This window comes from Pedobacter sp. B4419 (genome assembly GCF_059693725.1).
The window spans coordinates 1,655,979-1,678,954 of sequence record NZ_JCASSL010000001.1; the positions used below are offsets into that span (position 1 = coordinate 1,655,979).

Annotated in this window: 21 protein-coding genes and 1 riboswitch; of the genes, 7 read left to right on the forward strand and 14 right to left on the reverse strand. The window is 40.1% G+C overall.

Features of this window, described 5'->3' with window-relative positions:
• Positions 1-118: 118 nt before the first annotated feature.
• Positions 119-883 carry a hypothetical protein gene (locus AC570H_RS06725; protein ID WP_497352997.1) on the reverse strand — a complete coding sequence of 255 codons (765 nt, stop codon included), beginning with the start codon at positions 881-883 and terminating at the stop codon, positions 119-121.
• A gap of 297 nt (positions 884-1,180) precedes the next feature.
• Here AC570H_RS06725 and AC570H_RS06730 point away from each other — a divergent pair, with 297 nt between their 5' ends.
• The gene (locus AC570H_RS06730; protein ID WP_497352999.1) at positions 1,181-1,822 is read left to right on the forward strand and encodes a DNA alkylation repair protein; all 642 of its coding nucleotides are present in this window, start codon (positions 1,181-1,183) and stop codon (positions 1,820-1,822) included.
• 118 nt (positions 1,823-1,940) lie between these two features.
• On the opposite strand, the gene AC570H_RS06735 is transcribed toward AC570H_RS06730, so the two are convergent.
• The 4 genes from AC570H_RS06735 to AC570H_RS06750 all read right to left on the reverse strand — a co-directional run bounded on the left by AC570H_RS06735 (position 1,941) and on the right by AC570H_RS06750 (position 9,568).
• Positions 1,941-3,419: a RagB/SusD family nutrient uptake outer membrane protein gene (locus tag AC570H_RS06735; RefSeq protein ID WP_497353001.1), complete on the reverse strand. Its 1,479-nt coding sequence runs from the start codon at positions 3,417-3,419 to the stop codon at positions 1,941-1,943.
• A 10-nt stretch (positions 3,420-3,429) separates the two neighbouring features.
• The gene (locus AC570H_RS06740) at positions 3,430-6,561 is read right to left on the reverse strand and encodes a SusC/RagA family TonB-linked outer membrane protein (RefSeq protein ID WP_497353003.1); all 3,132 of its coding nucleotides are present in this window, start codon (positions 6,559-6,561) and stop codon (positions 3,430-3,432) included.
• A gap of 14 nt (positions 6,562-6,575) precedes the next feature.
• The gene (locus tag AC570H_RS06745) at positions 6,576-8,804 is read right to left on the reverse strand and encodes a transferrin receptor-like dimerization domain-containing protein (protein WP_497353005.1); all 2,229 of its coding nucleotides are present in this window, start codon (positions 8,802-8,804) and stop codon (positions 6,576-6,578) included.
• Positions 8,805-8,974: 170 nt separating this feature from the next.
• A complete protein-coding gene (locus tag AC570H_RS06750; RefSeq protein ID WP_497353007.1) occupies positions 8,975-9,568 on the reverse strand; it encodes a peroxiredoxin family protein in 594 nt (197 codons plus the stop codon).
• A gap of 93 nt (positions 9,569-9,661) precedes the next feature.
• Positions 9,662-9,766, reverse strand: a riboswitch (SAM riboswitch).
• Between the two features lie 251 nt (positions 9,767-10,017).
• Here AC570H_RS06750 and AC570H_RS06755 point away from each other — a divergent pair.
• The gene (locus tag AC570H_RS06755) at positions 10,018-10,587 is read left to right on the forward strand and encodes a dihydrofolate reductase family protein (protein WP_497353009.1); all 570 of its coding nucleotides are present in this window, start codon (positions 10,018-10,020) and stop codon (positions 10,585-10,587) included.
• Between the two features lie 76 nt (positions 10,588-10,663).
• On the opposite strand, the gene AC570H_RS06760 is transcribed toward AC570H_RS06755, so the two are convergent.
• The gene (locus tag AC570H_RS06760; RefSeq protein WP_497353011.1) at positions 10,664-11,071 is read right to left on the reverse strand and encodes a VOC family protein; all 408 of its coding nucleotides are present in this window, start codon (positions 11,069-11,071) and stop codon (positions 10,664-10,666) included.
• Between the two features lie 189 nt (positions 11,072-11,260).
• Between AC570H_RS06760 and AC570H_RS06765 the strand changes: the two genes are divergently transcribed.
• Positions 11,261-11,710, forward strand: a complete 450-nt coding sequence (locus AC570H_RS06765; protein WP_497353013.1) for a VOC family protein — start codon at positions 11,261-11,263, stop codon at positions 11,708-11,710.
• A gap of 74 nt (positions 11,711-11,784) precedes the next feature.
• On the opposite strand, the gene AC570H_RS06770 is transcribed toward AC570H_RS06765, so the two are convergent.
• From AC570H_RS06770 to AC570H_RS06780, 3 genes are all read right to left on the reverse strand, one after another.
• On the reverse strand, positions 11,785-13,533 hold the full coding sequence (locus tag AC570H_RS06770) for a S41 family peptidase (RefSeq protein ID WP_497353015.1): 1,749 nt from the start codon (positions 13,531-13,533) through the stop codon (positions 11,785-11,787).
• A 139-nt stretch (positions 13,534-13,672) separates the two neighbouring features.
• Entirely contained in the window at positions 13,673-14,410 is a 738-nt protein-coding gene (locus AC570H_RS06775; RefSeq protein ID WP_497353017.1) for a LytR/AlgR family response regulator transcription factor, read from the reverse strand.
• Positions 14,403-16,382, reverse strand: a complete 1,980-nt coding sequence (locus tag AC570H_RS06780; RefSeq protein WP_497353019.1) for a sensor histidine kinase — start codon at positions 16,380-16,382, stop codon at positions 14,403-14,405. The genes AC570H_RS06775 and AC570H_RS06780 overlap by 8 nt, the downstream gene beginning before the upstream one ends.
• 222 nt (positions 16,383-16,604) lie before the next feature.
• On the opposite strand from AC570H_RS06780, the gene AC570H_RS06785 reads away from it, so the two are divergent.
• Positions 16,605-17,105, forward strand: coding sequence for a hypothetical protein (locus AC570H_RS06785; RefSeq protein ID WP_497353021.1), 501 nt, complete (start codon positions 16,605-16,607; stop codon positions 17,103-17,105).
• Between the two features lie 3 nt (positions 17,106-17,108).
• Positions 17,109-17,897, forward strand: a complete 789-nt coding sequence (locus AC570H_RS06790) for a hypothetical protein (protein ID WP_497353023.1) — start codon at positions 17,109-17,111, stop codon at positions 17,895-17,897.
• Between the two features lie 59 nt (positions 17,898-17,956).
• On the opposite strand, the gene AC570H_RS06795 is transcribed toward AC570H_RS06790, so the two are convergent.
• Entirely contained in the window at positions 17,957-18,814 is an 858-nt protein-coding gene (locus tag AC570H_RS06795) for an NmrA family NAD(P)-binding protein (protein WP_497353025.1), read from the reverse strand.
• Positions 18,815-18,896: 82 nt separating this feature from the next.
• Positions 18,897-19,301, reverse strand: coding sequence for a nuclear transport factor 2 family protein (locus AC570H_RS06800; protein ID WP_497353027.1), 405 nt, complete (start codon positions 19,299-19,301; stop codon positions 18,897-18,899).
• A 167-nt stretch (positions 19,302-19,468) separates the two neighbouring features.
• Between AC570H_RS06800 and AC570H_RS06805 the strand changes: the two genes are divergently transcribed.
• The gene (locus tag AC570H_RS06805) at positions 19,469-19,834 is read left to right on the forward strand and encodes a winged helix-turn-helix transcriptional regulator (RefSeq protein WP_497353029.1); all 366 of its coding nucleotides are present in this window, start codon (positions 19,469-19,471) and stop codon (positions 19,832-19,834) included.
• A 40-nt stretch (positions 19,835-19,874) separates the two neighbouring features.
• Here AC570H_RS06805 and AC570H_RS06810 read toward each other — a convergent pair whose 3' ends face one another.
• The 3 genes from AC570H_RS06810 to AC570H_RS06820 all read right to left on the reverse strand — a co-directional run bounded on the left by AC570H_RS06810 (position 19,875) and on the right by AC570H_RS06820 (position 22,394).
• Positions 19,875-20,408: an SMI1/KNR4 family protein gene (locus AC570H_RS06810; RefSeq protein ID WP_497353031.1), complete on the reverse strand. Its 534-nt coding sequence runs from the start codon at positions 20,406-20,408 to the stop codon at positions 19,875-19,877.
• A 66-nt stretch (positions 20,409-20,474) separates the two neighbouring features.
• Positions 20,475-21,116, reverse strand: coding sequence for a DUF2306 domain-containing protein (locus tag AC570H_RS06815; protein ID WP_497353033.1), 642 nt, complete (start codon positions 21,114-21,116; stop codon positions 20,475-20,477).
• A 153-nt stretch (positions 21,117-21,269) separates the two neighbouring features.
• Positions 21,270-22,394, reverse strand: a complete 1,125-nt coding sequence (locus AC570H_RS06820) for an AraC family transcriptional regulator (protein ID WP_497353035.1) — start codon at positions 22,392-22,394, stop codon at positions 21,270-21,272.
• A gap of 113 nt (positions 22,395-22,507) precedes the next feature.
• Between AC570H_RS06820 and AC570H_RS06825 the strand changes: the two genes are divergently transcribed.
• Positions 22,508-22,972, forward strand: a complete 465-nt coding sequence (locus AC570H_RS06825) for a hypothetical protein (protein WP_497353037.1) — start codon at positions 22,508-22,510, stop codon at positions 22,970-22,972.
• The last annotated feature ends 4 nt before the right edge of the window (positions 22,973-22,976 follow it).

The following is a 22,976-nucleotide window of genomic DNA, read 5'->3' on the forward strand; positions in this document are numbered from 1 at the left end:
TGTCGGTCACCTTTAAGCCTTTCAGAAATGAAAGGTTTTTTTATTTGTATTTAACGCCAGGGTTCGAACCCTGGTTCGATTTGCAAAAGGCTCAGTGGTGCGCAAAGCCTATATACTTCTATTTTAATCTCCTATCAATCGTATCTTTTACGCGGAGCTTTTTTGCCAGATGCTCATCGTCATATAGCGGTTGTTTCGTTTTTATATCAATATAGATAGATTTCGAATGAGGTAAGGTGATATGTAGTTGACCGTACCCCTCTATGTCATTGTCTACCTCCGATCCTTTGGGCAAGCGATAACCCAATACTACATAATCTTGGGATAATTTTCCGGAAGCAAACGTACTATCTGTCGTGATTCGCACTTTACCGGTGCAGGGCCAGCCAAACACTATTTGGTCCTGTGCCAATAAAAGCTCCCATTTATCATATAGGTTGAAGCCAACCCCTATCGATTTCACCTGTAGGTTATAAAAGCGGGCAGGTTTGGATAGATGAGCCGAATCAATATCACTTAGTTGCGCCTGTTTTCTGCTTTCCATATCAAAATGGGTATCGTAATAAACCGTATCGCCTGCCGAAAGGGCGATGCCCGCTACTGTTTCGGGTTGAGCCAGGATAACTGTATGCGCTTTGAGTTCCTTTTGATATTCGCTTTTGCCAAACCTGTTTTCAATCATTCCGCTCAAAAATTCCCATCCGCCCACTACCAATGGAAACAGTAATATTAAGGCGCAAATGCCCCAAAGCCATCTGAAACCATACTTGATCTGCTTGCGACGGCTGAGCCAGGCCAACAATAACGTCAGTGGTAATGTGAGGGGCCAACACAATGCAACCACTATCAAATGGGTTCCAAAAGGAGAAAAATGAAAATCCATAAAATTCTTTAGTACTACTAATCATTATAAGTGGTGTATTGAAACGCCTGTACTCGCGTCTGTAGTAATTAAAAATGCATCTTTTGAAATATTGGCGTAATTAAATCCAAAAATATAAGATCGCAACTTATTATCTATCCCCGAAATCAATGATTTTTTAGTTAAGATACTTAAAAACTACAATTGGTATCTTAGCTTTTTCGCTTTAACACCTATTTTCCTGAACCGACAACAACAAAGTAAGCGGACGATTGTTTAATTTCAGAATTTACTTATCTAGAAAAACAAAAGATTGATATGAAACTCTCTTCAAAAGCAGCAAACATCTTGGCTCAAATCAATGATGAAACTAAGTTAGGAGACCTACGAAAGATTGCGAATGAGATCAAAAAAGACCATGAACTGGCTTTGGAACTTTGGTCAACTGGACAATTTTTACCTCGACAGTTGGCAATTTTGATTATGGACAAGAAACAACTTTCGCAAGAACTCATTGACAGTTTAGATAACGACATTAAGCAACATCATGAAGATGAAAAACTTCAATTAATAGATTGGTTAATGGCAAACCAGCTTTCTAAAGACAAAAAGACTATTTCATTAATGGAAACTTGGGAAAACAGCCAATCAGCATTACTAAGACGAGTTTTCTGGTATTATCAAGCGCGTTTACGCTGGGTTGGGCAAGCGCCACCACCAAATACTGAAGAATTACTTTCCAAAATTGAAACACGCATTGAAAAAGAAGTGCAGGAAGTGCAATGGGCAATGAATTATACTACGGCTCAAATCGGAATTTTTGAAGAGAAATACCGCTCGAGATGCATTGCGCTTGGAGAACATACAGGGTTGTACAAAGATGAAATTGTTGCCAAAAATTGTACACCTAATTATTTGCCCAAATTAATAGCTATACAAGTAGATAAGCTGAATAAATAAACACATCTATACCTAGATGTTCCCACTCAATTTTAAAAACATTAGTGCAGGTTAGGCGTATAAAAAATCCCTGCCAGCCTAAAGCCAACAGGGATTGATATAAAAACTTTTTAAAATACTAAAGATTAGGATTTGTATTGAGTTCGTTGATTGGGATAGCGAACAGATAATATGGGCTGTTTGGAACCAGGTTGGTGTTATTTGGAAACTTCAGCACATAATGTCCTTTGATCAACACGTCTGTAGTTCCTATGCGTACCGTCTCTGTCGATTCTTTTCTTAACGGAGCGCGTTGTAAACGCAACAGATCGTACAACCTAAAGCCCTCTCCCCACAATTCGCGACGCCTTTCGGTCAAAATCTCTTCGATCAGCTGGTCTTGGCTAAAGTTTGCGGGGTCAATTCCGGTTAAGTTACGTTTTACCCTTAGTTCGTTAAGAGCAGTTGCCGCACCCGACAAATCATTCAAACGGGCTTTGCTTTCTGCTTCAATCAAAACCATTTCCGAAGAGCGCATCAGCACGATATGTCCTGAACGATCTGGCTTATCTACAAACTTCTTGTATTTGATCCAGCGGTACATCGGATCTGAAGCTACAGTTACCGTTTCGAACAAGGTTTTACGTATATCGCCATCGGCAAACAATTGCCTGAAATAAGGATCGGGCATGATACTACGGTAACCAGCAGCGGGTGTTACGTCAATGTAGGCAAAATACGATGCTCCGCCAAGGTTTTGGTCAGCCTGTTGCGGATGCCCCCAAATCCATTCTACATTGCTTACATCATTGAAACCTTGCGTGTATTGTGAGGCTTCCATAATGTTGTATCCAGTACGTGCTTCCTTTGCTTTTGTAGCTGCCAAAGCCCAGTTTTCTTGGGTAAGGTAAGCTCTGGCTAACAATCCCTTCACTACATTGGCATCTGGACGATTTTTTACCTTGCGCACAAAACCCGTTAGCAATTGTTCAGCCTGTGTCAAATCCCCAATGACCTGATTGTACACCTGCTCTACCGTAGCTCTTGGCTGAGGCGTTGTAGCCGGATTGGTTGGTGTAGTATAAATAGGCACGGCTTTGGCATTCTTGTCTTTTGCATAAGTAAACTGATATTGCCTTACCAGGTTGAGGTAAACAAAGCCGCGCAAGGCCAATGCCTGGCCTTTGAGGTAACGGCGCTCGGCATCGGTGCCACTTGCATTGTCTACGTTTGCCAAAATATTATTGCAATTATCAATCACTTTGTACTGAAAGCTCCAGAAAAATAGCGCCCTGCGTGTGGTATTGTCAAATGGATCGCGGTAAGGGTAAGAATCACGGAAACCGTAAACTCCATCGCGGGCAATGGCATCCTCTCCCATCACTTCTTGCGTAAGGGTAATGGCCGACAGACCAGGATTGTCTTGTGAAGTACTGGTTTCCATGATATACCGCAACGTACCGTTTAGGAGCGCATCGATATTTTTGGTGGAAGCATAAGTTTCGCTTCCCGTTAAATTGCCAGCTGGCGAAGTTTCGAAAAAATCATCTTTGCATGACGATAACAATAAAACGGCTACAAGGAAAAAGGCTTTTATGGTATTGTGTTGTAATTTCATGACTTGCTGATTAAAATGATAGGTCTAATCCAAACGTGTAGGTTTTTTGAGCTGGATAGCGGTAAAAAGTAACGCCATCTACTGCCTGTTCTGGATCCAATCCCTTGTGTTTATAAACCGTTAACAAATTCTCGCCCCTGGCATATAGCCTTACACTGGCCAGCCCGATCCGCGAAGACCATTTTGTAGGTACACTGTAGCTCAGGCTCACATTTTTTAAGCGCGCGTAGCTGGCATCATGCAGGAAGCGGGTAGATATACTGTTCCAATTGGTTGCGGTTGTGGTTAGTCTTGGTACATCGGTAACTGTATTTTGAGGGGTCCATCTGTTAAGGATTTCCTTACTCCAGGTACGGCCGGTATTTTCTCCAGTATGCAGGATCATTACTTCGTCTAAATCAAGTATTTTTCCTCCGATATTGTATGATACCAAAGCATACAATTCAAATTGTTTGTAGCGCAAAGTGGTATTGATACCGCCATACAGCTTAGGCAAGGCACTGCCAGAGAAATACTGATCGGCTTCTGCATACACACTGGTGGTAGCGCGACCTGTAATAGTGCGGTTACCCGCTGCATCTGTGCTGTAAGTGTTTTTGTACCAAAGCGGTTTACCATTGGCGGGGTCTACTCCTGCCCATTCACGGATGTAAAAATCATAGACCGAACTTCCTACCGTGAGTTTTTTAGTTGACCCTAGTTGGCCAATGTTTCCAGCAATGATTTCTTTTTGTGGCAGCTTGGTAATTACGTTATTGTAGTGCCCGAAATTGAAGCCGAGAGTCCATTTCACATCTTTGGTAACTACCGGAACCACATTGATCTGTCCCTCAAAGCCATTGTTGCGCAACGATCCGATGTTATCATCAATGGCCGTATAACCCAGCGAAGGCGCCAACGGCCTACTAAACAACAGGTCTTTAGAACGGCGTTGGTAAACCTCAAAAGTACCACTGATGCGGTTATCCAATAGGCCAAAATCTATACCTGCATTAAAGTTGAGATTGGTTTCCCATTTCAAACCTGGCGTAGGCAACCTAGACGTAACCAATCCGGCCTGCCCTAAACTGTTGTAAATAGAATACAGATCCTGATAAGCATAATAACTGCCAAGATTGTCGTTTCCCTGGGCACCATAGCTGGTACGCACGGTCAAGGTATTTAACCAAGCTACATTGCTAAGGAATTTCTCAGACTTGGCATTCCACGAAGCACCTAAAGACCAAAAATTACCCCACCTTGATTCGGGACTGAAGCGAGAAGAACCGTCGCGCCTAAAACTGGCCGAGAAGTAATAACGCTGATTGAAGTTGTAATCGATTTTCCCTAAGAAACTGGACAATTTATAACGATCGGAACTTCCGGTAAAGCTGTTTAACAGCGAAGCGGCAACCGGTTCTTCTTTATCGGCAAAGCCAAAATTACTCCTGCTTCCCGAAAGGCCAGAAATATCGAGTACATAAACCTCCTGCCCCGCCAACACATTAAAGTGGTGTGCATCGGCCACATTGAATGTATAATCTAACAGGTTATTAATGGTATAACCTACAGTGCGGGTGCTGTTTTTGCTTACAGAACCACCACCTGTTACACCCGAGCCATAAATTGGGTTAGTGTAAGAAAGGCCACTCCGATTGTTGTAATCGGTATTTACGCTGCTTTTGAGCTTAAGCCCTTCAAGAATATTGAATTGTACGTTTCCACGAACAGTTAGGGCATCGGTCTTGCTCTTGTAAGTATTCAGATCGGCAATACCCAACAAGTTATTTCCTGTAGCAGCCGCACTTGGCCTATAGTTTCCAAAGTCGTAGATTCTCTTTCCAGCCATATCATATTTATAGCTTCCATCGGGATTGCGTTCGTATACGGGATAGATATCGGCAACAAGGCGTCCAAAATTGGCAAAATTTCCTTGATCACTATCCGATTGAGGAGGCGCATCTTGTGTAGTACTCGATGCAGCCACATTTAATCCTGCTTCAAACCACTTATTAACCTTGGTATTGTAGTTAACCCGGGTATTGATCCGCTTAAAGCCAGAACCAACAATAAATCCTTTATCATCCAAATATCCTCCAGACACAAAATAACGCGATTCGGCACTGCCCCCGCTTATGCCCAAATCTATTTGCTGGCGAACGCCGGTACGACTCAAAGAGTTGCTCCAGCTATCATTCCAAAGTGGTACGGCACCTGCCAGCAATTTGCCATCTAAACCTACAGGGTTGGGAAAAGATGGGCCATAAGGATTAACCTTCAGGTTGCTCACCAATTCTGTACTGGCATACTGTGCCGCTTGTTGGGCAGTTTTTCCCTGATCAAGCTGATTATTGCGCAAGGCTTCCCATTGCAACTGAAAGTACTCGTCGGTATTTACAAATTCGTAATCTTTAACGGCACGTGAGGAGATTCCTGTATTGACGTTGAGCGTTACCACCGGCTTTGAATTGTATTTGCCGCGCTTGGTGGTAATGATGATGACGCCATTGGCTCCACGCGATCCATAAAGTGCACTCGCCGAGGCATCTTTAAGTACTGAAATCGATTCTACATCCGCAGTATTGATCGCATTGATATTTCCAGAAAAAGGCACGCCATCTACCACATAAAGCGGATCACTAGATGCATTTACCGAACCCACGCCCCTCAAGCGGATGGTCGCTTCGCTACCTGGCTGTCCGGCTGAGGCAACTGCCTGCACACCTGGAACTGCTCCCTGTAGCGTGCGACTGATGTTAGATACTTGGCGTTTTTCTAAATCTGCTGCATTGACAACCGATACCGAACCTGTATAAGTTGCGCGATTTGCACTTCCGTAAGCCACCACCAATACTTCATTGAGGTGATTATCTGCAGTTTTAAGCTGCACCGAAAGCGGTGTAGAACTTGCCGCCACTTCTTTGGTTTCGAATCCAATATAAGAGAATATCAAATCATTTTCTCCAGCTTGTAAAACGATGCTGAATCGACCATCTTGATCGGTCTGTGTGCTTTTTTTCTGTCCTTTAATGTTCACATTTACACCCGGTAATGGCTGCGAACTGCCTTCTTGTGTTACCGTTCCGTTTACCCTGCGTTCCTGGGCATAGCCAACAGCTAGCCAGCCCGTCAAAAGCAGGAATAGTAAAATTCTAAGTTTCATAATAATTGCTAAGTCTATTTTTCCTGTGTTATTTTCTCTAATGTTGTACTGAGTTTTTCGATGGCTAGCGTTGCTACCGAGATTTGTTCTTTGGCTTCGTCCCAGTTATTTTGTTCTATCGCCTCTCTGATTCCCGGCAGTGTTTTCACGCCATAGCCGGTATAAAACCCTGGCGCATAAATACTGTGGCGATACCATGGGCGTTTAGGCAAGCCTTGATCAATAAGCAGTTCTTTTTCGGCCTGATAAAGCGCTTCATTTAGTTTTTTTGCCAATTGATTATCATCAGTTGCTTTACTGCTGAATTGGCTCAGTACCAATGCCGATTGTTTCAAATGCAGTATAGCTTGATCAAATGCAGCGAAATCAAATTCTGGTACCAATGGCTTTTGTGTTGGCGCAATAAATTTCTCCTTTGGATCTGCCGCCAGTTGATAACTATTGCTATTGATCAGCAGGTTTTCTGTGCTGTATTTCTCGCGAAGCTGTGTGGCCAATTGCTTTACTTCCGTACCATACTGTGCCACGGCCTTACCTAAGCTCACAAAATCAAAAGGCAGCACATTAGCATCGGCCAAACGCAATACTGCTCTTCCCGCTGTTTTAGCCAGGGCTACTCCGTAAACAAAACTGCTGTCCTTAAAGCGCACATAGTCATCGTAAGAATCATAAATCGAGTGGTAGTCTCCACCTTCATCTTCGCCACCATAGCCTAAATTGAGTGTAGGTATGCCTAAATGCTGCAGAAAAGCAGAATAATCTGAGCCTGTGCCCAATGCTGAAATTGATAAGGTATCTTGTTTTAAAACCGTTTGCTGGGCCTTGGCACTTGTCGCTTTTACAGCGTCGTTTGCTCTTTTACGTTCAAAAACACTTACCCCTTTCTGTGGATCGATCACCGATTTGGCAATTTCACTGACCAATACTTCCAAGGCATGAGAACCGCCTGCACCTAAAAATCCACGACTGTTTCCATCAGAATTGATATAGGCAATTGCTTTTTGCTGGAGTTCTTTGGCATGGTCTTCTACCCATTCAGTCGAGCCCAAAAGCGAAGGTTCTTCTCCATCCCAGGCACAATAAACCAAGGTACGTTTAGGCCGATAGCCTGCTTTTACCAATTCGCCTATGGCACGGGCCTCTTCCAGTTCGGCTGCTAGTCCACTGATCGGATCATCTGCCCCGTTTACCCAGGCATCGTGGTGGTTGCCCCTGATCACCCACTGATCTGGGTATTGACTGCCTTTGATCTTGGCGATGACATTATAAGCTGGAACCATATCCCAGTTATGCTCAATTTTAAGATGGACTTTAGCCTTTCCGGGACCAATATGATACGTAATGGGCAATGCTCCCCTCCATTCGGCTGGTGCAACTGGACCCTCCAACGCCGCTAAAAGTGGCTGTGCATCACCATAACTGATAGGCAATACGGGAATTTTTAAAATGGTTGTTGCCTCTGCTCTTGCTAAGCGCTTGGCTTTTGCGGTGGCACCTACATCTGGTGTCAATGGATCGCCAGGATAGATCACCATATCCATTACCGATCCACGTTGAACCGTCTGGTCGTTTTTAAAAGGACCCTTTGGATAAACTTCGCCCTGATAAAAACCATCATCCTTAGGATCAGAATAAATGATACAGCCAATGGCACCGTGCTCATAGGCAACCTTTGGCTTAATGCCACGCCAAGAACGGCCGTATTTGGCAATTACGATTTTTCCTTTTACATCGATGCCTAGCTTAGCCAGTTGCGCATAATCATCTGGAAGTCCATAGTTTACAAATACCAACTCGCCTGTTACATCGCCATCAGCACCCCAGGCATTGTAGGTTGGCAACTGCCCTTCCTGTTCTGAGGTAGAATCTTCGGCAAAAGCAGGTTCTTGAAGTTGAGCAGTGTATTTATTTGGATAGGTTAATTCTAGCAGGCGTGTTTTGGGCGTTGGAAATAATACCTGATATGTTTCGATGCGGGCATCCCAGCCATAATCCTTAAATTTTTGAAGCACCGCCTGTGCTACGGCTTTGCCTCCAGCCGAACCCAAGTGATGCGGACGCGCAGCCAGTTCTTTGATGTTTTGGCCAATTCTGACATTGCTCAACCGCTGATCAAAATCCTTTTCTGTCTGTAGCTGCTGATTAGTCGCATGAGCAGTAAACCCTTTTAGCGTTGGAGTTTGTGCATAAGTAAATTGATAACCGGCAAGGCATAGCGCGGCCAGTATCCCTATTTTTTTCATAAAGATTGTGTGTTTTTGAATTAAAATGTAACCTTGGAATTTAGCTAACAGCGTCTCTTAACGAGCTGATGATGGAGTAAGAATTTTCGATAGGTAAACCTGATTTAATTTATGATTAATTATCGATCAGACAACTTCCGGCAATTGCCTGATCGATTAGGTTATTTTAGTTAAAGTGATGCTTTTAAAGCAGGTTTAGCAGTCAATGAGTCGATTACTTTTACCATCTCCTTAAATTCATTTGCATCGTATAAGCGGGTAAGGAAAACTATTTTACCGTTCTGGTCAATCACTACATTACGGGTAACACCTGCTTTTTTCTGCGCAAAGTGACCGAATATCTCTGCACCTGGATCTAATGCCAAAGGATAGCTCACCTGTATATCTTGGCGGAACTTCTTTACGGTTTCCAAAGGTTCGTCACGATCTACGCCAATTAGTACCAGGTTTTTATCCTTGTAAGCTTTCCAAACATCTTGTTCTAAATGTGGCATCTCTTTGCGGCATACGCTACACCAGCTGGCGGTAAATTGCAGGACCACTACTTTGCCCTTGAGCTGGGTTAAAGAAGTTTTTTTTCCGTTGTCGAGTAGCAATTCAAAATCTGTTGGCGCCTGATCGCCAACCTTAACCAGGTAGCCTCTATCATTGTCGACAGCAGTTATTTGGTTCGAATCTTTAGTTTGTGCAGCGGCAGTTAGGCTAGCGCTCAAGCCTGCCATCAGGATTGCGCTAAAAAACAATTTGGATCTGTTGAGTTTCATCACTTATTAGAATTAATTTTTCGGTAAAAAAACTGAAAACGCTTATTCAAACAGACATGGGTTAAGCCAGGAAGGCAACAAGCAGCAAATGCCATCTTATCGTTCTTCTTCATAAGAAGCTGGAATTAGCACCTTTCACCTTTGGTAGAGGTTGCTAAGACTTCATTGGGTCCTTCCCTCCGTCTTTCTGGATAAGTATAAATCAGTACGTTTTGTAAAACACTGCAAACATACAATTAATATTTTATAAAGTCTATAGAATTAGTAGTCTTTTTAAAATTAACAAATCCGTGACTAAATGAGGAGGATTATTAAGGAACTCCAAACGCGCTATAAAATCGTTGCCTATCTTTTGCCTTGGTCTAAAACACCCTCATATTGTCGTGATTGCACGTCACCCATATACCTTATCTCCTTTAGATTTGTATAACTAATTAATTGAAAGCAACATGAGAAAGATCAGAATTTTCGAACATATTTCGCTAGATGGCGTGATAGAGCATGACGGAGACTATACCTATGGCGCATGGACTACACCTTATAGAAGCCCTGCAGGTGCAACTATGCTTTTTGAAGCATACGGGCCAAACTTTGACCTGCTACTTGCCCGCAAAACCTATGATATATTTAGTGGCTTCTGGCCTAATGCCGGAGATTTCCCAATGGCTAATGCCATAAATGCCGCAACGAAATACATCGCAACCCACAGACCAGAGAGCTTGGAATGGGGCCCGGTAAAAGATTTGGGTGATGATGTGATCAGTACAATTCAAGAACTCAAATCGACAGATGGTCCCGACCTGATCGTAGTAGGAAGTTCTACACTCACTTCCCTATTGCTTGACAAGGGGCTGGCCGACGAAGTTGTGCTCATCACCTACCCCGTTTTGCTCGGTAAAGGTAAACGCTTATTGGCAGATAGTATTGATGCTCGGGAACTGGTTTTTGTAGATTCGAAGGCTACGCCTACTGGTTTATTGATCAACACTTATAAACACCTCGGCTCCTTGAAAAAATAAGCCATCGCCCAGTTATCGATTATCAATTGGTTTTTAAATCAAGGCAGTCTCTAAATAAGATTGCCTTGATTTGTGCTTAACTATTCTTAAACTTCGCAATTGCTTCAGGAGTAACCGGTGTGAAAAGGTTCACCAGGTTACCATCGGGATCTCTTAACAACAAGGACTGATTTCCCCAAGGCATAATTGTTGGTTCCTGTACAATGCTGTCTTTTAAAAAAGGGGTTAATTCTTCAAAACGCTGCTGTACGTCATCAACCAGAAATTCGATAATAACACTGCGGTTGCAAGCAGCTTGCGCTATATTATCGCCACCAAAAAACTGTAATGTTTTTGTACTTCCAATGGCCAGGGTTGCTGTCTTGGTTTTTAGCTCGGCAAAATCTGGAGTGTACCTAATGGCACTTACTCCCACTACGCGTTCATAAAAATTGATGAGTTCTTCTACCTCTGAGGTAATGATTCGAATAGATATTAAATTCATTGCTTATTAATTTGATTATGGAGCGAAGGTATCTGCCAGCAATGACAACCCTATGTCAGGGCTTTTCATTTTTTCTTACAACTATTTTTGAATCTTTGAGTTATCTTTCGGCTAGCAACCGAAACTTTTGATCACCTAAATCTGTTTTAAAGCAATTCCAATTTATTGCGGACAAATAAAATATAAGCTATGGCAAAAAGCAAATTACTCCGGATGGATAACATCCTCATCGTTGTGAACGACCTTGAAGCGGTGAAAGCCTTCTTTTTAGAACTCGGATTTGAGTTTGTTGGCGAAACGGTTGTAGAAGGCCCTACCGTAGATCGACTCATTGATTTGGAAAATGTTCGGGCCACGCTTGTGTTTCTGCGCACACCAGATGGACATAGTCAGCTAGAGTTGGATAAGTACCATACGCCGGATGCGGTTAGGACCGGGTCGGCACAACCTGCAGTGAACGAATTGGGCTACAGGCGCATTATGCTCGCCGTAGATGATCTCGATGAAATGGTTGCACGTATGCTGGTACATGGCGCCAAACTGGTTGGCGAAGTGATGCAATATGGAGAAACCTATAAACTGGCCTATTTAAGAGGTCCTGAGGGTATTATCGTAGGCTTGAGCGAACAACTTAATTGATAAATCAACAAAGGATATTCAGCTACATTAAGTACATCTTTATTCATTATTTTTTAATCTCGCCTAACAATGGATTATGGAAGCATTGAAATTGCTTTTTCCAATACTTCGTCTTTTCCCTTCTTTACACCATCTACGCTTGGTTTGATAACGAGGTTAGGAACAATACCAATCCTTTGTGTTTCTTTCCCATTGGGATAATAAACACCGATTTGAGTGAAATTTGTAGTCAACCCGCCTGGAAATGTAATCGGCATGCCTACACTTCCGTCGGCACCTGCGGTTTGGCTACCGATTACAACGGTATTCGGTCTTGTACTTAAAGCCATGGCAGATAATTCGGCCAAACTCTGGGTTTCTTCGTTAACCAATACAATTAATTTGCCTTTGTAATGATCTGTTTTGGTCTCTCCGATTCTAAGGTTTTTCATATAATCGTCAGACATATAGGTAAATAGGCCTGGTTTTTCTGTACTTCCAGCTGTATACCTGGCAATGTCCATTGGCTTGGCGAAAAGGTATTTTCCAATTTCCCATACAAATGATGTTTGCTTCGGATAGGTACGCAAATCGATAATCATTGCCTGGGTTTTCATAGCCAAAGGCATTACTCCGGCCAAGTGCTTCAAGTCCAACCGACCAGGATGGAAATAAGCAATGTTGTTGTTGATAATTTTAAAGCCTGTATCTGCAGGCAACGGCTTTTTGTAATTGGTTTTATAATAAGGAAAACACTTTAAGGTTGTTTTTTCGGTTTTGTTATCGCGAAGATAAGTTACCTGCATGATGGTGTCATTCGTCCTTAAAAACTGAGTTGTTAGTTTTCTCAATTGAGTTGGGTAGTTTGAAGCGATAACATAAGGCATTTTTTCTTTAATAAGCTGTTCAACAGGCACATTGTTGATGCTTTTAATCACATCTCCCCTTTTTAATGAATTAATGCCAGCCACCTCATCGTTACTGTAATTCACCACAGGGTTGTTGTCAATAAAAACAATTTCGACATTAGGTTTTAGCGCACCATAAAAGCCTTTAAGGGTATTATCATAGGGAGATACTTCAGCATGGGTATCTTTAATCTCGGCAACAAACTCAACTATGGCCAGCTTGTAGCTCAGTTCGTCTTTTGCGCCTACAAACTTAGGAACATATTCTTTTAACACGTTGCCCCAGGGCTTCTCCGTCAGGTTTTTGTAGGGCGCGAAATATTCAAATATATTCCAAAACTTAAACAAAGCCAACAACCTGTAACCAGCATCTGGATACTTAAAATTAGCATAAGGTGCCTCATTTTTAAAGATTGCAACTGGGGTTTCGGCATCGTAGAGCTTTGCATAATAACCATCTTCTGGCCTCTCGGCAACCTTAATTGAGTTTAGCTGACTGATGATGGCCTTACTCAGGCCCAAAGCGTTAAACCAATCGAAATTAGGTTTGTATTTAATTTGTTTTGCATCTATCGCTTTTGGTACTACAGTTTTAACTGGACCTAGATCCGCTATCCATTTATTTAATATTTCATTTCTTTCGGCATCTGTTTTAACTGTCAGTATTTTAGGCGTAATTCTAAATAGTTCGAAATCCCAATTGTAATTGCCTTTGACAATTGCCGGATGATGGTACTTTAAAAATCCCCAGATTTTACCTAGCAAAGCCAAGTTGCTTGTTTGCATTTGGGTTAATGCACCTATATTTACCGTAGAACCCGCTATAAACTCTTTATCCAAAGCCGCTTTTTTAGAATTATCAATTGGGGCAACCTGCTGTGCGCTTATTTTAAATAAGAGCAAAAAGGCAAGGAGGGTTAAAAAAGTCTTTTTCATACAATGTTTTATAGCTTGTTAAGCCATAAAAGTAAGGCACTTACTTTTAAAATAAACGGATGAATTAATATTCGTATAATTTGGACTAATATGCGTTAGGCAAGCATTTCTAGGTAGTAGAAATTAACATAGAATCTCATCACAAAGGTTTTGAGTAGCTCTTAAGCTGTTCGCGGATATCTTTCATTTTCCTGAAGGATACCGGAATTTTTGTTCCATTGGCTAAAATAATGGTATTGCCCTTAGTTAGGCTTTGGATGTGTCGGAGGTTAACAATATAAGATTGATGACATCGGATAAACAGCGAATCGGGTAATATGGCCTCATAATGTTTCAGTATTTTTGACACGATGATTTCTTGGCCATCTGCCAGGTAAAAGGTGGTGTAGCCCCCATCAGACTTGCAATAGATTAAATCTTTATAATCTACCAAGTGAATGTTATTTAATGTACTCAGGGTTATCTTGCTAAAATCGCCTGTAAAATTATTTACAGCCCCTTTTATTTGCAAGGCATTGAGCGCCTTCCTTTTCATTGCTTTTTCTATGGCCAAGTAAAATTCATCGTCAATAATAGGCTTTAGCAGGTAATCGATTGCCCCTGCCTTTAATGCCCTTATGGCGTATTCGTTAAAGCTGGTAATAATAATTACAGAGAAATCAGGATTCTCAAATTTCTCCAGCAAATCAAATCCCGTACCATCCGTTAATTCTATATCGAGCAAAATCACATCTGGCTTATGCTTGATGATGGCATCATAGGCAGTGCTAATGCTATGGCACTCGGCAACTATTGCTATATCCTTGTTTTTTTCGAGCAAAATGCGACAGACCGCGCATACATGGCGTTCGTCATCAACCAATATAATCTTAATCATAAGCTGTTATCAACGGAATTATCAACTTTACTACCAAACCTGACTGTCCATCGCTACGAGGGTTCATTTCGAATGAAGATCTGGCATAATACTTTTGTTTGTTCAGAAAAGCCAGACGTTCTTTGATGATCTCAATGGAAAAGGATTTTTTAAATTTATGCTGAATGTTATCCTGTTTACCAATGCCATTGTCTATAATTTCGCAAACCAGGTAGCCTTGAGCTAAAGCCATTTTAATCTCTAACATGCCCTTGTAGGAAATATTCTTAAAGGCATGCTCAATGGCGTTTTCAATTAAAGGCTGCAACAGCATATTCGGTATTTTCGCTTCTTCGGCCATTGCTGTAACAGCTTCAGCAAGCTCAAATCTATATTCGAATTTATCTGGAACCCTTATCTGCTGCAAATCCATATACATTTGTAGAATGTTCAGTTCATCATTCAAATAAATAAACTTATTACTTGAATTTTCAAGGATCAATCTATTCAGCACAGCGTATTTATTGAGATAAGAAACAGCCAATTTGGTCTCTCCCTCATAAATCTGTCTTTGGATGGCGCTCAATGCGTTCGATACAAAATGAGGGCTCATTTGGGCAAGCCGTAAACGCTCTTCTAAATCTACTGCGGCATATTTTTCCTTAAGCCTTAATTGGTAATAATAAAAATAGATTCCAGCTATCGTCAAAAGAAACAGTGCGGAAAGGAATAGTGTTCTTTGTTTAATTACTGTCGATTTTAACTCATTTGCCAAAGCCAGTTTTTCGATCTTATCATTCTGCTCTTTTACCTTATACTTAACTTCGGCATTTTTGATGGCCACTGCTTTTTGACTGTCATAGTTTTCTTTAAGAAACTTTTGATAAGCATTGGTTAATAGATCGATGTCTTTGTATTTTTTCGTTTTGACGGCAAAGCTGAGCAAATCTGCGATTACCTTTTCTTTATTTTGATAGTTGGTAACGGTTTCTATCAAAAAGTAATGCTTGGCATGTCGATAGTATTTATCGGCTTTTTCTGCATTGCCTAATTGCTCATAATCCAAAGCCAATTGAGTGGCAATGTCATTGTTTTCTATCAACCAGCCTTCGTGTTTGAGCATTGCAAAACTCTTCTCGGCTGAGAATATGGCACGATCTAATTGATCTTTTCTCCTAAAAATTTTGCTTTGCAACCTGAGGTACGCCATATCAAAGTTAGCGTTCATCATTTTCTTTATGCCATCGTCTATGCGCTCTCCTGCCAAACTATACTGTTTAGACTTGGCAATATAAAACAGGGCGCTATCTATCTGGTCTGTTTTTTCATAGAGATCTGCAATCTTATAGCAAGTAGTTTTAAAAGAGGTGTTCCTGTTTTCTTTGGCCGGAATGGGCAGTTGCAGTATTTTAAGCAAAAAAAATCTTGCCTTTTTATATTCTTTATCTAGTGTTAAGATATAAGCGTAATTGTCATATATTTTATTGGTCAGGTGAATCAGGGCATCATCGGATCTTTGGCTGGGCGGGATGCTCATGGCTTCATATTCGGCCTCCTTGATATAATTGATTGCTTTCTGGTTGTCGGCCAAGGTAACATAGAGGTAAGAAAGGTCTGTGAGTACTGTAATGTATTCATCTCTAGCAAGTTTCTTGTTTTCTTTAAAGAAAGCGTAGGCAATATTACTGCATAAAAGAGCTTTGTCTAACTGTTCAAGCCATAGATAGTTGTTACGCTTGTAATAATTAATAAACGCAATGGGAAGTGGTTCTTTTTCATATCTTTTTTCGGCGCTATCTAACAATTGGATTGCTTTTTTGCAGGTAGAAATCGTTATTTTTTCTTTGCTGAGCTTATCAAAAAGCAAGTCAAGTTCTTTTGGCAGTTTATCCCTGAGCGGCCTGTTATCAACCTTATTGTTTTTCTTATTGCAAGAAAACAATGCAGTAAATAATAACAAAAGAATTAAAGTGCCGTAAATCTTCCTGATCATAATTGGATGGATAAGCCGTTGCCCAATTGCCTAGTTGCAAAAGTACATTTTCAATTTTATACTATTTCAGGCGAGGTTAACCGATTGATAAATTTATAAATGACCAGGGCCTCTTTATTACGAATATTGATTAGGTCAATACGGATATTAAATCAATCGAATCGTTTTAAAACGAATGCCTTATTTTAATTCGCAAAATCACTACATAAATTTTAAGAAACAATGAAAACGAAATTAAGGCATAGGCTCTCTTTAATAGGCATTACAATTTTAATTTGTTGGCAAACAGGATGCAGTTCCTCTTCAACTCCCGGCGAAAAGGGAAATGTAATTACAACAGCCCAATTTAAGGAACTGAAAAAGCAAACCTCAAGCGATGGAAAGCGTGTTGCTGTTATTGGAAAAGTAACAGTGGCCAACTCGAACCTAAGCCTAAAAATCGGAAGTCCGACGAGTATGACAGTTGACGGTGAAGATGAAAAACTGATCGATTTCTTTGATATTAACCATGGAAAAGGGAAAAATGAGTTTTACCTACCAGCAAGTTTCACGCCTCAAGACTTGGTATTATATGACAATGCCGGTAAAGAACACGCCTATAACGAATTTGTTCAGCTCTCTTTTACAATGAAAAGGGTAACAGAAGTAAGGCCAGAACAAGACCCACGAACCGGAGAATACGTTTGGAAATATGAACAGCTCAGAATAGATCCCCTGAAGTAAACTATGAAGCATTTACCTATGAAAGACAGAAATTGCCATGCTTCCCTCCTTCTTGCAATTTGTTTACTGATCGCTTTGAGCTGCATGCACATTGCATCTTCTGCACAACAGGTTTTGCCACCAAAAGAAAACGGAAAACGTCTTCCCGCCAAACTCGTCTTCGAGCCTGTGCTCCTAGAGTTTTTTGATGCACCTGTAAATACCAGAACAATTGAGTCTGTTATAACCGACCATTTGACCAAGGCAACCTTTAATGTCAGCGTACAGGTAGATACGCAAAGCCATTCCATTACAGAAATTAAAAGCCCACAAGATCAAAAAGAGCTGAGACTGAAAAAGATTTTCACCTATGGAGAAAAGAACAGGTTGCTGTGCATAGCTGCCTATCTAGACAAAGGAAATGGCCAGTGGTTGCCTCAGCAAAAGCTAAACTACACCTACAGTGGCATGTATGGGAGTAAAAGCCTAATGATGCGCGAAAGCATTTCGATTAAGGGGCAAGATACTTTAGTTATCAAAAACTCCTACGAGGATACTTATGTTTATGATAAAAGCATGCGATTGGTCGAAATCGATACCAAAGGACAAAAGCGCAGCTTTAAATACAATAGTCATCATGATACTGAAGAGGAGAAAATCATAAATAAGGCATCAGAAGATGATTGGCTGTTAATTGATTATAGTTATCAGTATGAGGACAATGTTTGGATCAAAAAAGAGAGGTATGAAACTACAGCTAAGTTGCCAAGACACTTAAAAAGCACGATTACTCGTAAACTCTCCTATTATTAAGCCTTAAATATGGGTATATGTTGAACAAACGATTTTTTGGAACTTGGATATGGGGGACTTTAAGTAAATAATTCTTTTATAAAATTTGCTAAGGAGGCTTCAGGTCGACCTAACAAGCTTTCTAAAATATTGCTTTTTACCTCGTATTGCGTATCCTTGATGTCTTTAATGGTACCGGCATATAGATACACAGCAAATTCAGGTAATCCAAATTCTGTCAGGCATTTGATATATTCCTTTTCTGAAATATCATTATATTTTATACGAATACCACCTATTCTTTGTAATTCCTTTGCTATAGTTGCGAACGAGTAAGCATTAGAGCCTACCAGATCGTACATGATATTTTCATGCCCTTTTTGAACCAAAAGATTTGCTGTAGCTTCTCCAATTTCTCTTCGTAACAAATATGGAACTCTCCCCATCCCTCCAGGCAAATTAATATCTTGAGCCAAAGCCTTAGTGCCTAGAATTTGAATTAGTGCGTCTGCATACATTGTATTCCGCAAAATGGTATATGTTAAACCGCTTGCTATTAAATGATTTTCTGTCTGAAAATGGCTAATCATTAAATCTTTTACAGCAGAGGTATGAATGTCTTTGATAGATAAGCTTGTGTAAACAATGTGTTTTACGCCTTGAACTTTAGCTGCATCAATTACATTTTTATGTTGCTCGAAACGAGTTTGATCCATTGTTGAAATCAACAATAGTTTATTTATACCTTGAAAAGCATTATTTAACGAGGATAAGTCATTAAAATTGACATATCGTGCATTAAATCCATGACCGATTAATTTTTCAATTCCTTCAGATGAACTTGATGTAACAACAAACTCTTTCTTTGAAATATGTTGCTGCAATTGATTGATTACACTAGATCCTAAGTTCCCTGTAGCCCCCGTCACTAAAATCATTTTTATATTTTTAAATTATTTTTTCAAACGACACGCCGCTCATAATGCGGTTGATTAGACAGCGTGTCATTGATTTGTGTTTTTATGCATTGCCATTGCCACCATATTGGTCTGGCGAAGCTGAAGTGGCAAATTCTTCCATTTTAGAAATTAATCCATTTGTAACTGTATATACTTGCACCCAAGAGTTTTTTAAGTGTTTACCATCTTGTTTGGAAATGAAATGTTCGTTCCCTAATACTATAACTGTATTCTCTTCTTCTACAAATTGATTTGTATGAAAGAAAACGACTTCCAATGCGTTAATATTAAATTCGAAAAACATTTTTGCACCATCTTTTCCTTTAAATTTTGCGGCTGGCATTACTTGTGTGCCATGATAGATTAAAACTGCATCATCTGTAAAAGTTTCTACTACTGCGTCTACATTTTGAGATCCAAATGCTTCAAACATTTTGTCGACTATTTGTCTTGCTGCTGTTGCCATTATGCTTATAAATTCTAGTTATAATTTCAATTTCTTTGAAATCTTACACAAACCTACGGACAAGCAACTTTACAAAAACTATTGATTTCCTTAAGGAAAGTAGTTTCATATAAGGAAGTAAGTATCATGAAATAACTTAGGTATATTAGCTATATAAAACTTAAATAATGGAAGAGCAAGTACAGGCTGTAGGATTTTGTAGATATAGAATAAACGCTGTAAAGGATAGTATGGAAATTTTAACCGGAAAGTGGAAAATCCATATTCTAGGCACATTATTATATGGCAATAAAATGCGTTTTATGGATTTACAGCGTGAGATTGAGGGTATTGGGGCAAAGATGTTATCTAAGGAATTGCAGGATCTAGAAATGAACCATTTGGTTATCAGAACGGTTTTAAATACTAAACCCATTACTGTTGAATACAAATTGACAGATTTTGGAAAAACCTTGGAACCAATTATTGATGCCGTAGCACAATGGGGAATTGATTATCGAGAGACACTTTTTGGCGGAAAAAACAATAAATAAATCTTGGCCCGCGGCCTGTTTTTTTCAATAGGATTCATATTTATAAAATAAATAGCGACTTAAAAGTAGCAGATAAAACATAATCAATTATTTTTTCACGTCCCTCCTTTTGATCGGTCATCACCTCAAAAAACTCATAAAGGTTATCGGCTATTTTAGTAAATCCCAATCCTCTAAAATCGGTGATGTAAATACTGTACTCATCACCATTCTTTTTGCTGGTATCCCAGAATAAATAATGGCCGTTTTCGCTTGAGGCAAAAGGAATCAGGTGTTCAAGCATTTCATAGGAAGCATCAGGCCCAAGTTCAAACCACAGTTCCTCTTTATCATCAAGTACATCCTGATAGGTAGCCCTAATTTCGGCGCTTCTTATCCTAAACGAATCTCCGTAAGTTCCCATTGGCACATAAATAATGAATAAACCCAAGGAAAGTCCATAACCATATTGTTCAACAAACTTGATATAGGATTTAGGAAATGTATTTCCGTTTTTAAATGTATAAGCATGCAGGTCATCTAACTCAACCTTATGCTGTTTCAAGTTACCTGTAACTTCTAAATTAAATTTCATAAGCATTTTGATCGATAGCAAACATAGTTATTGGATGTATTATTTTAGCGTTTATCGTTCAAATAATTAGCCCATTGAAAGCTGTGGAGGTTCCTGATTGTTTTTTCGCAGCAACCTTCTCGTGATTAAATAGGCAACAAACAAATTAGGTATCCACGACCACCAGGCTACAATAATATAAGCTATTCTAAAATCGCCAATGGCCATAATTAAAACAGGGAGCCAAATTCTTAAGGTTACAGCAGCAAAGCAAGCTGCATAACTATAAACCATGAGCACTTGATGATTGATGAGCTGTTTATTTCTGATGGTAAGGTAAGCACATAAAGTTGTACAAAACCAAATGACGCCCAGGCTGCTAAAGCCAAGCGAGGCCCAAATGCCACCATCAGCAAATAATGCAATGTAGAAGCCCGCAAAAGAACTTAATAGCGCTGCAAGAACGTAAACCTTTCCAATTTGCCGATGGATCATCACATTTCTGGCCCTTAGCTTTGCACTAAACTGAACCCAGCCAATCAGCAAGGAAAGACCTCCCATCACAATGTGGGTGTAAAATGCAACATTCCAAAGCGTACTGCTCAAAAGCAAAGCCGGCTTGCCATTTAATATGCCAACTTTTCCATCCATTAGGAAATACTTTAACGGATAAAGTCCAATAGCGATAGACAACACGGCAAATAACAGCCAAAAGATTTTCTTTTTCATCTATTTATTTTGTTGTTTTTAATGATTAGCATGTGGGTTCATTTCATTAAGTTATTAAATCGATGGTCTATGCCATGACCAAACAGATTTCAACAAAAATGTGCGTTATTGAGCAAAAAACAGTTCCACTTTATAAGATGGCACTTATTTATTTTATGAGCTGGGCTCTGCTTGCAGCTGTATTTCCTGCAGTTTTAAATAGGCCGTAGGCGACAGTCCGGTTATCTTTTTAAAATTCCTGTTAAAGGAAGTTTTCGAATTAAAGCCAACATCATAAGCCAAAGAAAGCAAGGTAAATTTCCGGTTTTCTGGCAAGGCTACAACAAGTTTAAACTCTGCTATCCGAAGCGCATTGATGTAATCGTAGAAATTCTTTTGCTCAAGGGTATTAATCACCTCAGATAATACACTGGGGTGAACAGCAAGTGATTTGGCAAGTATCCCTATGCTAAGCTCGGCATCTTTAAACAGTTTTTCGCTGTGCATCAGCGCCACAAGGTCTGCATGTATTTTCTTGGCCACACCGACTGTTAGGGTAGATTTTTCGTATTTTAACCTTTCTGGTTCAGGTAAAATGTTCTTTCCTTCGGCAGAACGATCCCCTAGCTCTACCTGCGGTTGGAAATTGGTAAAAATGCCTACCTGTTTGATCCCAAAATAACCGATAAACAAGATAAATAAATCAACAGCTGCAAACGTTGTAATGTCATTGCCAAAGAGTATAGACAGCCAGATCAGGCACATGCCGATAATGAGATTCCTCAGCCAGTTCAGGTTGATCTTTTCTAAAGACGAAACCTGGTTAGCAATGTTGTTTCGGTGCTGCTTCAACAGCAAAAGCGATGCAATAATATAGGCAACACCCCAAGGCAAAACTGCTGAATGAATAATTTTTAGCATAGTGGTATAGCCAGCGCCATGATGCGTATAAACCCATACTTTTTCAGCTATTGGCAATAAAAAGAACTTTGATAAGACTGCATATATGACAATTACAGGCATAAAATGCAAAAACCATAATTTTAATCGCTTCCCGGTGAGCAAAGCGGTATATAAAAGCAGAAAAGGACCATGAATAAAGGGCATGGCAATCTCTAAACCCAATAAATAAGGAAATTCGAGAAATTTTGCCGAAGCCAATAAATAATAACTGAACAGGTGGAAGGAAATCAAGAACAGCCAAAGTGCCAATATCAAATCTGCCTTTGATTTGCCTTTTTTTGTAAAAAGCAATATGGAAAGAAACAAGGCAATGATGATCCCTATGATATGCAGCATAAGCAATGGACTAATTAAGCGCTAAATATAAAATAAAGCAACAATTTGCAGCACATAAATTTACAAGGCAATAAAGAAGCTATTAATCAGAAATACAATTTGTAAATTGCATTATGCCTCATCAGCCTGACGAAAATATAAACAGTTCTTATACCACCTTTATTCAGCCGTTAACGGCAGCAGACAAAGAGGTGATCAAAAAGGATTCAAAGAATCTTTACCAGATCAATGCCTTGCTCCTCCCACTTTTGGTTTTGATCTTCTTTTTTGGAATATGGTATTTTGTAGTTGCCTTAGTCCTGATGATTTTGTATAATATCTCTGCCTTCTCCAGCATTCAAAAGAACGAACGTTCCTTAAATCATCCTAAAATTATACTGACAGGTGAAATCACTAAAAAAGAACCGCCAGGAGATGGAACCTTTATTTATTTAGGACAAGAAAGGTTTGAATTGAGCTATGTAAAAGTCAATTGCCCAATTGAGCTGGGCGATATTGTGGCCCTTCATCACTCACAATTCGATAAGGGAAAAAGAGGGATTTTGATCAGCGCAGAGCTCCCTGAAAAGACCAATTGATGAG